A 12,401-nucleotide genomic window follows, 5' to 3' on the forward strand; every position below is an offset into this window, starting at 1 on the left:
ATTTATTCGGTCCGGACTTCGAGGACATATCCCATGCCACGAACGGTATGTAACAGTTTGATATCGAACGGAGCATCAACTTTGGCACGCAGGCGTTTAATGGCGACTTCAACCACATTGGCATCGCTATCAAAATTCATGTCCCATATCTGCTCTGCAATCATCATCTTTGACAGGATCTCCCCCTGATGCCGGGCCAGAAGGCTCAACAGGGAAAACTCTTTTGCGGTCAGCTCCAGCCTCGTTCCGGCGCGAAAAACGCGGCGAGACAGTAAGTCGAGGTGCAGATCGTGAATTTGCAGTTGGGTGATGTCCGCGCCATCCGTAGAGCGGCGACGCACCAGTGCCTGAATGCGCGCCACCAGCTCAATAAGCGAAAAGGGCTTTGGAAGATAATCATCCGCGCCAAGACGAAGCCCTTTGACGCGCTCGTCGACGGATCCTCGTGCAGAGAGCATCAGCACCGGCGTCTGTTTAGCTGCCCGCACACCCTCGAGAACCCGGTAGCCATCCATCCCTGGCAACATCACATCCAGGATTATCGCGTCGTAGTCGAACTCCAGCGCGTAATGAAGACCTTCAGCGCCATCTGCAGAGACGTCTACCGTAAATCCAGACTCGCCCAGCGCACGGCTGAGATAGGTTGACGTTTTTTCTTCATCTTCGACTAACAACAGGCGCATAACGGGACTTCCTCTTAACTTTTCAACGGAGCTTCAACATCTGAATAAACCTGCACGGCATCCGGCAGACGTTGACCCTGGATAGTGATGGCATCCAGTGAGCGGGTGAGCTCGGTCATTTCTGCGGCAGTCAGCGATATGCCGGTAGACGCTGTGTTTTGCAGCATATGGTCTTTATTGGTGGTGCCAGGGATGGGAACTATCCAAGGTTTACGGGCCAGTAGCCATGCCAGTGCAATCTGGCCCGGTGCGGCATTTTTTCTTATTGCCCAGGATTTCAGTAGTGCTACCAGCTGTAAGTTGTGTGGAAGGTTGTCAGGCGAGAAGCGCGTTTCTGTTGCCCGGAAATCACCGGTAGCGAACCGGGTCTTCTCATCAATCCAGCCCGTTAAAAACTGCACGCCGAGTGGACTCCATGGCACAAAGCCAATTCCCAGCTCTTCACATACCGGAAGCACCTGCTTTTCAGGGTCGCGCCAGAGCATGGAGTATTCACTTTGTACGGCGGTAACGGGTAATGCTGCATGGGCGCGTCTCAGTGTGTTGATGCCCATTTCAGACAGACCCCAGTGCAGGACTTTCCCTTGATCTATTAAATCTTTCACCACTCCGGCGACATCTTCGATCGGGATCTGCGGATCAACCCGGTGCTGATACAGTAAGTCGATACGATCGGTACGCAGGCGTTTGAGCATATTGTCGACGACCTGCCTGATATGCTCAGGCCTGCTGTTAAGGCCCGGCAGACGCTTACCCGTCTGTTGGTCAATGTTCCAGCCAAACTTGGTGGCGATAACGATTTTGTCCCTGAACGGGGCGATGCCTTCCCCGAGAATTTTTTCGACTTCAAACGGGCCGTAGGCTTCAGCTGCGTCGAAAAACGTCACCCCTTCATCAAATGCCCGGTGGATAACATTGATCATCTCGGGGCGCCAGGGAACGGAAGTGTCGTATTTACGACTCATGTTCTGCACGCCCAGACCGACGGCAGAAACCTCCAGCTTCCCGAGTTTACGCTTGCCCGGAGCAGCATTGCGTTGGCTGGTTTGTCTGGAGGAATCGACCTGAGAGGATTGGCTCGCCGCCGATACGTGGGGAATCAGCGAGGCGGCGGCAATACCCGCCCCGGCGACTAATAGCTTGCGTCGCTCTGGCATTGTTGGGTCATTCTGGCTTTTCATTGATTACTCCTTTTCTCAGAAAATTGAACATGAATCTCATTAAAGCGAGAACATTCTGCCTTCTGATTGCCAACATAAAGCTGACGGTTACCTGACAGCATTGTCAGAAATGATTACCTGCCACTTGGCGGCTTCCTGACAAAATTGTTATTTGCCTGTCACTATGCTGACAGCTCTCACTCCCTAATCTGAGTCTGCATATTTGATATCGCGAGCCTGCCTGGACAGGTCGCCACTCTTCGGGAGATACCATGAAATTCACACTTATAAGTGCAATGCTGATAACGGCAATGGCCGGAGTGACCTCAGTCAATGCGGCTGATTACAAAAAAAATCCGTTCACCCTCGTCTATGACGGTGCCATCACTGAGAACGTCAAAGGCAAGGTCAACATCCATCCAGTTAAATACGATCTGCATGGCATCCAGATTGCTGCGAATGTCTATACCCCTGCTAACTATGATCCTGCCAAAAAATATCCTACCGTGGTGGTCGCACATCCTAATGGTGGCGTAAAAGAGCAGGTCGCGGGTTTATATGCCCAGCGTCTCGCCGAGCAGGGCTACATCACGATTACCGCCGACGCGGCTTATCAGGGCGCTAGCGGTGGGATGCCTCGCAGCGTGGATAAACCCGCTAATCGCATCGAAGATATCCACGGCATGGCTGACTACATCAGCCAGTATCCGGGGGTTGATACTTCCCGCCTCGGTCTGCTTGGCATTTGCGGTGGTGGCGGTTATTCACTTGTTGCTGCCGAGACGGACAAACGGTTCAAATCGATCGCAACCATCAGCATGTTTAATTCAGGTCTTGTGCGCCGCAATGGTATGCAGGATTCACAGTTGGATACTATCCAGCAGCGTCTTCAGCAGGCTTCTGACGCACGTGCTCAGGAAGCCGCCGGAGGAGAGGTGCTTTACTCCGGCGATGCCAACCTGACTGATGAACAGATTGCTAAATTACCTTTTGCCTTGTATCGCCAGGGCTACGAGTATTACTGGAAAACCCACGCCCATCCGAACTCTACGTTTAAATACACTACAAGCAGCCTGTTAGACTTGATGAGCTTTGACGTAACGGACCATATCAATCTCATCAATAAACCACTGCTGATGATTGCCGGTACAAAAGCGGATACGCTCTATATGACTGAAGGTGCGTTCGCGAAAGCCACCGGTACGAAGGACAAAGAACTCTTCCTGATCGATGGTGCTACCCATATCGAGACGTATTGGGTGCCCAAATACGTTGACAAGGCTTTGCAAAAGTTAGACGTCTTCTTCGATAAGAATATTTAATCCGCATCTGTCGATACCCCGGCGGGTATCGACTTATCCAAAATTTATCGTTCAGATTAACGGAGTCGGGATGAAAGATAATTACGTCTGGTTAATAGCCACTATGAATGAAATTCATAAAATCATTCGGGCAGGGGATAGTTGTTTTTTACCTGAACAGTCAATGCCATCAAGGCGCTGGCTGCCGTAAACACCGCAATTATCCAGCCCATCGTCCATGGTGTGCCATCACTGAACAGAGCGAGAAGAAGTGAAGAGATGATGCCACTACCGTATTGTAACGCGCCCATTAGCGCCGACGCCGAGCCTGCAACATTAGGAACGGCGTCAAGTGCGCAAGCCGTGGATGTCGCAGCGATGATGCCATTCATAGAGAAGAACACGAACACAGCGCCGATAATCACGGTAATTCCACCGACACCCAGGCCGGTCGTGACCGCCAGCACTATTGCCGCAATAGTGGCGATGAATACGGCATTCCTGAGCAACGCTTCCAGTGGATAGTGGTGAACCAGGCGTCTGTTGACCATGCTCACTGCCATTAATCCCACAATGTTTACTGCAAACAGCCAACCGTAATGCTGCGGGTCAACACCGAAGTACGTGATGTATACAAACGGAGAACCGGTGATAAAGGCGTAGGCTGCAACGTAATAAAAAGTCAGGCACAGGGTAAACCGCATGTATCTGGCGTTGGTGAGCAAGGCATAGTAATTGTGAAAGGCTCTGGTTACGGAGGCTTGCGAGCGTTTCTCAACAGGTAATGTCTCCGGTAACCAGAATAAAGACATCAGCATTAATGTTCCGATAATCGCCAGCAGCCAGAAAATGGCATGCCACGAGGTGACTTTAATCATCTGCCCGCCGATCAGGGGCCCGGCAATCGGCGCGATGGCCATGATTATCATCAGGGTCGAAAGCATTTGTGCTGCACGAGTGCGGCTAAACAGGTCACGGATCATTGCTCGTGCCAACATCGGCCCGGTACAGGCACCTAACGCCTGAAAAACACGCCAGAAGATAATTTGCACGATATCTGTTGATAATGCGCAGCCCACCGAGCCGATGATGAATAGGCCTAAACCGATAAACAGCGGCAGACGACGCCCGTAACGATCGCTAATCGGTCCCCAAATCAGTTGCGCAATGCAAAAGCCGATAAGGAACCCTGTGATCGTCAGCTCAGCATCACCCTGCAAATCTTTCGCCATGACGGGCATAGCCGGAAGATAGATGTCGGTTGATAAAGAGGTAACAGCCATCAGGGCGCTGAGAATGAGTAGAAATGATAGACCTGTATTGTTAGCTGTAGCTGACTGTGTACGTGTCTGTTGATTAAGCATGGTGATCCGTTGGACATGAAGAGATAAGGGCATATTAACGGGTTTAAGCTCGCTGTTAATCACCGAGGGGAGGATAGGGACTATGAATAACATTCATTAATATTGGGAATTGCGAAGGCAGTGAAAAAATGATTTGAACAGGTGCTTATCTTAGGCCTTATGGGGAAGAATCGAGGTATCGTTTCAGGCACGATTTGTGATTGCAGACAAGGGCACGAATTATCAGATCATAAAACAGCATGCCTTCCTGTCTAATCTAAGAAAAATTTCGTCATAAAGCCGTAGGTTAGTCTTAGCGTAGGATAAGTTCGGTTTTCCAAGCGGACTGCCTTGCTCACCGCTGATTAACACACCGCGATTTTAGTGATGCCATTATCAGTGGTTAGAACAGTTGCCAATTTCCGCTTTTCGCTCATAACCGCCGGTCAAAAAAGCCAAAAGCAAAAAGCCCGCTCAGGTTTCCCTGAGCGGGCTTCTTAAAAATGGCTCCTCTGACTGGACTCGAACCAGTGACATACGGATTAACAGTCCGCCGTTCTACCGACTGAACTACAGAGGAATTGTTGGAACGGGGCGCATAGTAACGGCCCGTCCGGGCCATGTCAAAGCTCTTTTTCACAAAGTCGCCTGACTGCTGAAATAGTCGCCACTGCCGGTGGTGGTCGCGTCTGAAATGTCCGCTTTTCGCCGGTTTCCCGCCGCTAAGTAAAAAAGCTCGGGCCGGCAAAAGTGAGGTTTTTATGAGGTGTTTTGCCGCAGAGCAGTCCTTGTCAGGCGGCGTAATCAGTGGTTCTGGCGGATTGTTTTCCACCATCGTCACATTTATTTCATTCTGGCTTTGTAAACGGCATAAATGAAATTTAGATTTCATTTCAACCTTATGATGCGTGTATGGAGTTGAGATGAACAAAGTCAGAATCGGCATGATCGGCAGTGGGTATATTGGTCGCTGTCACGCCATTGCATATGCCCAGGCACCCACCGTTTTTGCGCTGAAAGGCGAGATCGTGCGGGAGATGCTGGCGGAAGTAAACCCGGACCTGGCCGCCCGCCAGGCCGCAACCTTTGGTTTCGCCCGTTCGACCGGCGACTGGCGCGAGCTGGTGCGCGATCCGGCTATCGATGTGGTCGACATTTGCGCCCCCAACTTCCTGCATAAAGAGATGGCGCTGGAGGCGATCCGCCACGGTAAGCACGTCTACTCCGAAAAGCCGCTGTCGCTGAGTGTGGCTGATGCCGAAGAGATGGTGGCCGCCGCCACGGCCGCCGGCGTCAAAACCCTGGTCGGCTTTAACTATATGAAAAACCCCACCAGCCAGCTGGCGAGAGAGATTATTGCCAATGGCGAGATTGGTGAGGTGGTGCATTTCTACGGCACCCATAACGAAGATTATCTGGCAAAACCGCAGACGCCGCTCGACTGGCACTGTCAGAAAGCGCTGGCCGGGCTCGGTGCGCTCGGCGATCTGGCGGCGCATATCGTCAACATGGCGCACTATCTGGTGGGGGTTATCGCCGAGGTCAGTGGCGACATGATGACGGTCATCACTTCACGCCCGGACCCGAAAGATCTCAGCCGTCAGCTGCCGGTGGAAAACGAAGATCAGGCCAGTGCGCTGCTGCGTTTCCACAACGGGGCGCATGGCGTAATTGAAACCTCCCGCATCGCCTGTGGTGCCAAGATGGGGCTGACCTATGTCGTCACCGGCACCAAAGGCACGCTGCGCTATACCCAGGAGCGCATGGCGGAACTGGAACTCTATATTCACGATGAACCGGCCGGACGGCAGGGCTTTAAAACGCTGCTGACCGGGCCAGCGCACCCCGATTATGCCAACTTTTGCGTGTCGGCCGGACATGGCATCGGCTTCAACGATCAGAAGACGGTTGAGATCCGCGATTTAATTAACGGCATTGCGGCAGGCGATCGTATGTGGCCCGATTTTGCGGAAGGATTACAGGTGCAGAAGGTGCTGGAGGCGATTGCGCTGTCTGCGCTGGAGCGTCGCTGGATGACGGTGTAGCGCTGGCGGTGGGGGACTAAGCGGGCAGGAAGCGGTGACTTCCTGCCCGGTAGAGATCAGGCGAGGCCGCTTTTTTCCCACCACAGCTTATCCAGCGCGTAGTAGCGGTCGCGCTGGCTTTCCGGCTGATTCAGGTCGCGTTTCCACGGCTTCGCCAGGATGAAGTGCAGATTCTTCACCTCGTCGTCACGCCAGATCGCGCTGTGCTGGAACGGTAAGGTTTTCAGCGCATTATAAACGTAAGAGAGCGGTTTCCAGCGGCCGGCGAACGCCTCGTTTAGCAGGTCCTGCTCTGAGAAGGGATACGCACTCAGGTCATCAATCGCCGCAATCCGCTGTTCCAGTGCCTCGTAAACCGCATTATCCGGCGTCAGCACCAGAAAACCGCCGTTCAGGTAATAGTCCAGGCTGGCAGGCGCGGCTTCACCCCGCGCCTGCCAGGTGTAATGGCACTGCTCGGGCTGCCAGTCCGCCGGATAAGTGGCAATCTGGTTCGGATTGCAGCGACAGGCGTGACACGCCGCCATCAGGTTATCCCCGAGATCGAGCGTGAACAGCTCATCCATATTCTGCAGCACCAGCATATCGGCATCGAGAAACACCACGCGCTGATAATCAGTCAGCTGCCAGGCACGCAGCTTGGTCCACACTTCGCCAAATTGCGCCGAAGCATAATGCTGATCCAGATCGGCGCGCGGGTAGATCGGCTCAACCGGCGCTATCACGCAGCCTTCGGCCTGCAAAGCCTGGCAATCTTCGGCGGAAATCGCTGAGGTGGTCATCACCACCAGCGGCCACTGGCTGTTGCTCTGCTTCAGCGAATGGTGCAGCGCTTTTACGCCCACCAGATAGTCGGGTTGAGTTAACAGCGTTACCCAGGCAAACATATTTTCCCTTATTAATTCAGTCAAAAAGTGGGGCGATGTAGTCATTGCCTAATCGGCCTTGCGGATCGAGCTGGCTGCGCAGGGCACGGAACGCATCCCACTGCGGGTAGATCTCACGCCAGCGATAGCGTTCTTCGTCGTAATATTTGCCCCAGTGCGGGCGTCCGCCCTCATCGGCCAGCAGTTTTTCTACTTCGGTCAAAAAATGCAGACCGTCGGGCGAGAGCGAGCCGTCATCCGCGTAGTACACCACGAAGCCGAAGAAGCAGGTTGGCTGGTCATACGCCGGACTCAGCCAGGCAGAGGAGGCACCGGTACAACGCAGGATGATCGGGTAGTGCATATGCGGACGGTTTGCCGCATACCACTGCTTGATCCGGCTGATGATGGCAGGCGTTTTCGCCAGCGGTACGCCGATTTCGACATTGATCTGCGGCACCGCGATGCCGCGGCAAAACAGCTGGTAGATGTCACCGGTAACATCGGTGAAATCGCGAAAACGGGTCACGGTGCGAAACTGCTTACCGCCTTTGCCCTGGATCTGGGTATCACGATGCATGTGCGCCAGCGTCTGATCGATGGTGTCGTTCAGACTGTCATCAGCCTGACCTTCATGCTCAACCACCTGACGATCCTGCTGTTCATAGCGCAGACGTTCGTCGTCACTCGCCTGGTGAGCGTTCCAGACGTGGACCCGATTATCGTCGACAAACCACCAGGCTTTGCTGAGCGGATATTCATCATTCCAGCGCAGCAGATCCTGCTCCAGCGTATCGGCAGAAACCGCATTTTTGTGGCAGGTGAAGATGCGAAACGGTTCGGTTCGCAGCGTCACGGCAGTCACGATACCCAGCGCGCCAAGTGAAACCTGCGCCGCCGGGAAGTCCGGTTCGCCGCGCGTAAACTCCCGCACGCTGCCATCGGTCAGCACCATGCGAATCGACAGCGCTTCATCAGCAATCGAACTTTGCTGCAGACCCTGACCGTGAGTACCGGTCGCCATGGCACCAGCCAGCGTCTGAATGGCAATCACCCCTGGCGACGATGCCAGCATCCGGTTCATCCCGGTCAGGGTGCGGTAAACCTGATCGAGCGGGGTCGCACCACCAAAGGTCACGCTATGTTCATCGCTGGCAGTCTGACCGCTGAATGCGCTGAGATCCAGCAGCAGATCCTGTTCGCTGACGTGCAGCATACGGCCAGGGGAGAGTTTGCTGCCAATCACCCGGATCTGGCCCTGTGACTGGCGCAGCAGTGCCTGAAGTTCTTCTTCACTGGCGGGACGCTGCACCTGGTGGCGGCTACCGATCTGTGCGTTTTGCGCCCAGTTCCATAGCACGTCATCTTTGGGATTAACGTCGGTGTGGCGAAGCGGATAAAGGTGGGCGTCTCTGCTCACAACAGCATTCCTTTTATGGCGATTTTATGACGGTATTCACTAAGCGTAGACTATGACTAAGCCAAGCCGGAACGACGCCAGATTATTTGCGGATATAACGTAACGTTGCGGTTACCGCCAGCTGACGATTACGGCGAATACTCTCTTCTTCACTGTTATCCGGGCTGAACAACGCATTAAAGGTGTAGCGGTTGGAGACGTGGTGCACGCAGATACTGCTGATCAGGCGGTGCACGTCTATCGTCTGCACCTCTTCGATAAACAGCCCCTGCTGCTGACCACGGGCCAGAATGTCATCCAGCACGTCCAGCGCGCTGCGATTAAGGGTTTTAATCTGGGTTGACTGGCTGATATAGCGGCCACGTAACAGGTTCTCGCTGCACACCAGTCGCATAAAGTCGGGGTGGGCGACATGGTAATCAAAGCTGGCTTCGACCAGGCGGGTCATGGCCAGTTCCGGTTCCATCGCCGCCAGGTTGAGGCCGGTTTCGTGCTGGCGGATCTGCTGATAAACCTGTTCCAGCACATCAATATAGAGCTGCTCTTTGCTGCCGAAGTGATACACCACCATCCGTTTAGTGGTCTGCGCATGTTCGGCAATTTGCTCCAGCCGTGCGCCCTGCATGCCAAACTCGGCAAAGGTTTTCAGTGCGCCCGCGATAATACGTTTCTTCAGCCCTTCAGGGTCATTTTTACGTTTGGTTAATTCCGACATAGTGCTCAACAGGGTGATTTTGACCGGAGAATGGTAGCACAGCGGCAGAAGGATGCGTTTAACCGACAGCGCGGCGCGGCAGGCAGCGCCGAAGATTGTGCGCGGCGATCAACGCCCGCAACCTGACACAGGCCGGGAATTTACAGGTATAATCGCTGAAATTTCGTAACAGGCTCAGAAACCAAAATGACCAAACTCACCTTACAAGAGCAGATGCTGAAAGCGGGATTAGTCAGCAGCAAGAAGATGGACAAAGTGCAGCGTACCGCTAAGAAATCACGGGTTCAGGCGCGTGAAGCCAGAGCGGCGGTCGAAGAAAATAAAAAAGCGCAGCTTGAGCGCGACAGGCAGTTGAATGAGCAGCAGAAACAAGCCGTTTTATCCAAAGAGTATAAAGCGCAGGTCAAGCAGCTGATTGAAATGAATAAGATTGATATTTCAAAAGGCAATATCGGCTTTAACTTCACCGATAACAACCTGATTAAAAAAATCAATGTCGATAAGCTGACCCAGGCGCAGCTGATCAGCGGCCGTCTTGCTATTGCCCGTCTGGCGGCAGAGAACGGCGGCGAGAATCAGTATGCGATTATCCCGGCCAGCGTGGCGGATAAAATTGCGCAGCGCGATGCCAGCAGCATCGTACTGAACAGCGCGCTGAGTCAGGAAGCGCAGGATGAGGACGATCCGTATGCAGACTTCAAAGTGCCGGATGACCTGATGTGGTAAGTCCGCGTTAAAGCGGATGTTGCGCAGTGCCAGCCGGGCCAGAGCTGGCGCTGCTGCGTCTCATCCGGGTCAGAACGGAGTGGCGTGCCGGGCGTGAATCGCTTCGCCACTGACCGGATGAACAAAATGCAGTTCGCTGGCGTGCAGCATCAGTCGCGGCGTCTTTTCACTGCCGGGTAACAGCAGCCCGCCATACAGGTCGCAGCCCAGAATCGGATGACCGCGCAGCTGGCAGTGAATCCGCAGTTGATGAGTGCGCCCGGTTTCCGGGGTCAGCACCACCCGCGTAACCGGCACCGTGCTGCCATCCTGCTGCGCGTAATCAACGCGCTCAACCACCTGATAATGTGAACGTGCCGGCTTGCCGTGGCGATCGCAAATCGTCATCCGCGGAAAGCGCGCCGGATCTTTGGCAATCGCCGCCTCAATCACTCCGTCGTCATCGGCCAGATGGCCACACAACAGCGCGCTATAGATTTTGCGCACGCTGCGCTGGCTGAACTGCTGGCAGAGCGCCGCATTGATCGCCTTGTTGCGGGCAATCACCATCAACCCGGAAGTACCGAAATCCAGTCGATGGACCAGCGTGCAGCCGGGGAAGCTTTTCACCAGCCGGTGATGCACCGAATCAAGATTCAGCGGATTTTTGCCGGACAGGCTCAGTAGCCCGCCGGGCTTATTGATCAGCAGCAGATGCTCATCCTGATAGAGGATCTCAATCGGGTCATGACACGGCGGCGCAACAAAACTATCGACTATCTCAGACATCGGACTACCGGCAGGTGAGGGGAGGCGGATAATAACCAATTTTGCCTGATGTGACGAATGGTGGATGGCGGGCGATCAGAACGCCAGCCGGTTATGCTCGCCGTCTAACCAGCCCGCTGTGGGGCTGCGTGTTGCCTGGCCGCCAGCTAATGCGGAACGGGCTAACCATGACATACTCTGTTGTCTCTCTTTTAAGGTAAAGCGTAATTCAGACTGAATTGAGTGGATAAGCAGGGATTTATGTAACGCAGCAACATGTGAACTGGCTTACATTTTTGACCTTCATCACACTTTATAGTGACCGCCTGATTAAACGACGCATCTCATTATCATGGCATCCATTAAAGACGTAGCAAAAAAAGCAGGAGTGTCTACGGCGACCGTATCGCGTGTGCTGAACCATCATCCCAGCGTGACGCCGGAAACACGCCAGGCAGTACGTGATGCAATGGATTACCTTTGCTATGTCCCCAGCAAAAGTGCGTTTCAGCTGAGTGGTAAATGTTCCGGGCTGATTGGCGTGGTGCTACCAAACCTGGTGAATCCTCACTTTTCTGAGTTACTGGCAACCTTTGAAGAGGAGGCAAGATACATCGGGAAATCGGTAATTATTAAGACCCATCAGAATCAGCCTCAACAGGATAAGCAGATTATTCACAGCCTAATCGGAATGGGGATCGACAGTCTGCTATGGGTGCCGACAGAGGCCGAAAGCGAACTTGCGGAATGGTTGACCGCAACCCGCATTCCGGTGGCAGTGGTAACGCAGGTTTCTCGTTTTTTTAATTCTGTCTCTATCAATCAAAGGAAAGGTGCAGAGGCTATTGCGGAGCATTTTATCCAGACCGGGCATACCACTTTTGGTTTTATTGCTCAGGAGGGCGTCGATAATCGAAAAGTCTCTGCCTGGAGTAAGAAAATCACCAGTCAGGGTTTAACACTCGCTAAAGAGAATCAATTCTGGATAGCGAAAGGCGAAGGTGAAAAAATATCCGGCCATATTCGGATACTGGACGATATTATCGGGATATTAGCTGACCGGAAAAAAGCATGCTCTTCTCTTTGGATCTATAACGATGTTGCTGCCAGTTATGTTATCGATGGCTTAAAGGAAAGAGGGGCGGCTGTCCCGCAGGATATTGCTATCGCCAGTTTTGACAATACCTTGCTGGCGCAGACCAAAAAAATAACCAGCGTGGCTCAACCGATTGGCGAGATTGCCCACCTGGCATTCCAGATGGTGAATAATACCCATAAGCAGGAGAGTATCGAAATGTATGAAATTGTCTCACGGTTAATTATACGTGAGAGCAGTATCGCGCTTAATATCACGGCTGTCTGATTTCTGCTTTTCCCACTTAATCCTTTTTAAAC

The 12,401-nt window shown here is 53.3% G+C and carries 11 protein-coding genes and 1 tRNA gene; 4 read left to right on the top strand and 8 right to left on the bottom strand.

Annotated elements, in window-relative coordinates; translation table 11 throughout:
- Positions 1–2: 2 nt before the first annotated feature.
- Positions 3–683 (bottom strand): heavy metal response regulator transcription factor, encoded by a 681-nt coding sequence (locus ACLIBF_RS07840; protein WP_089562322.1) that lies wholly within the window; start codon positions 681–683, stop codon positions 3–5.
- A gap of 14 nt (positions 684–697) precedes the next feature.
- Positions 698–1,864 carry an aldo/keto reductase gene (locus ACLIBF_RS07845; protein ID WP_179420084.1) on the bottom strand — a complete coding sequence of 389 codons (1,167 nt, stop codon included), beginning with the start codon at positions 1,862–1,864 and terminating at the stop codon, positions 698–700.
- Between the two features lie 275 nt (positions 1,865–2,139).
- On the opposite strand from ACLIBF_RS07845, the gene ACLIBF_RS07850 reads away from it, so the two are divergent.
- Positions 2,140–3,165, top strand: a complete 1,026-nt coding sequence (locus tag ACLIBF_RS07850) for an alpha/beta hydrolase (RefSeq protein ID WP_371601216.1) — start codon at positions 2,140–2,142, stop codon at positions 3,163–3,165.
- Positions 3,166–3,287: 122 nt separating this feature from the next.
- Here ACLIBF_RS07850 and ACLIBF_RS07855 read toward each other — a convergent pair whose 3' ends face one another.
- Together ACLIBF_RS07855 and ACLIBF_RS07860 are read right to left on the bottom strand one after the other, a co-directional pair.
- Positions 3,288–4,508 carry a multidrug effflux MFS transporter gene (locus tag ACLIBF_RS07855; RefSeq protein ID WP_089562324.1) on the bottom strand — a complete coding sequence of 407 codons (1,221 nt, stop codon included), beginning with the start codon at positions 4,506–4,508 and terminating at the stop codon, positions 3,288–3,290.
- A 483-nt stretch (positions 4,509–4,991) separates the two neighbouring features.
- Positions 4,992–5,067 (bottom strand) — tRNA-Asn (locus ACLIBF_RS07860).
- A gap of 343 nt (positions 5,068–5,410) precedes the next feature.
- On the opposite strand from ACLIBF_RS07860, the gene ACLIBF_RS07865 reads away from it, so the two are divergent.
- Complete coding sequence (locus tag ACLIBF_RS07865) at positions 5,411–6,532, top strand: Gfo/Idh/MocA family protein (protein ID WP_279810816.1); 1,122 nt, start codon at positions 5,411–5,413, stop codon at positions 6,530–6,532.
- Positions 6,533–6,588: 56 nt separating this feature from the next.
- Here ACLIBF_RS07865 and ACLIBF_RS07870 read toward each other — a convergent pair whose 3' ends face one another.
- The 3 genes from ACLIBF_RS07870 to ACLIBF_RS07880 all read right to left on the bottom strand — a co-directional run bounded on the left by ACLIBF_RS07870 (position 6,589) and on the right by ACLIBF_RS07880 (position 9,533).
- Positions 6,589–7,419, bottom strand: a complete 831-nt coding sequence (locus ACLIBF_RS07870; RefSeq protein WP_279810819.1) for a glycosyltransferase family 8 protein — start codon at positions 7,417–7,419, stop codon at positions 6,589–6,591.
- 16 nt (positions 7,420–7,435) lie between these two features.
- Positions 7,436–8,818: a D-arabinono-1,4-lactone oxidase gene (locus tag ACLIBF_RS07875; RefSeq protein ID WP_159224180.1), complete on the bottom strand. Its 1,383-nt coding sequence runs from the start codon at positions 8,816–8,818 to the stop codon at positions 7,436–7,438.
- A gap of 82 nt (positions 8,819–8,900) precedes the next feature.
- A complete protein-coding gene (locus tag ACLIBF_RS07880) occupies positions 8,901–9,533 on the bottom strand; it encodes a TetR family transcriptional regulator (RefSeq protein ID WP_046288231.1) in 633 nt (210 codons plus the stop codon).
- 186 nt (positions 9,534–9,719) lie between these two features.
- On the opposite strand from ACLIBF_RS07880, the gene ACLIBF_RS07885 reads away from it, so the two are divergent.
- Complete coding sequence (locus tag ACLIBF_RS07885; RefSeq protein ID WP_031376317.1) at positions 9,720–10,259, top strand: DUF2058 domain-containing protein; 540 nt, start codon at positions 9,720–9,722, stop codon at positions 10,257–10,259.
- A gap of 69 nt (positions 10,260–10,328) precedes the next feature.
- Here the strand turns inward: ACLIBF_RS07885 and ACLIBF_RS07890 are convergent, their stop codons facing one another.
- Positions 10,329–11,027: an RluA family pseudouridine synthase gene (locus ACLIBF_RS07890; RefSeq protein WP_031376316.1), complete on the bottom strand. Its 699-nt coding sequence runs from the start codon at positions 11,025–11,027 to the stop codon at positions 10,329–10,331.
- A gap of 331 nt (positions 11,028–11,358) precedes the next feature.
- Between ACLIBF_RS07890 and ACLIBF_RS07895 the strand changes: the two genes are divergently transcribed.
- Positions 11,359–12,369, top strand: coding sequence for a LacI family DNA-binding transcriptional regulator (locus tag ACLIBF_RS07895; RefSeq protein ID WP_279810832.1), 1,011 nt, complete (start codon positions 11,359–11,361; stop codon positions 12,367–12,369).
- Positions 12,370–12,401 lie beyond the last annotated feature (32 nt).

The sequence above is a fragment of the Pantoea sp. PGP6 genome, assembly GCF_053474785.1.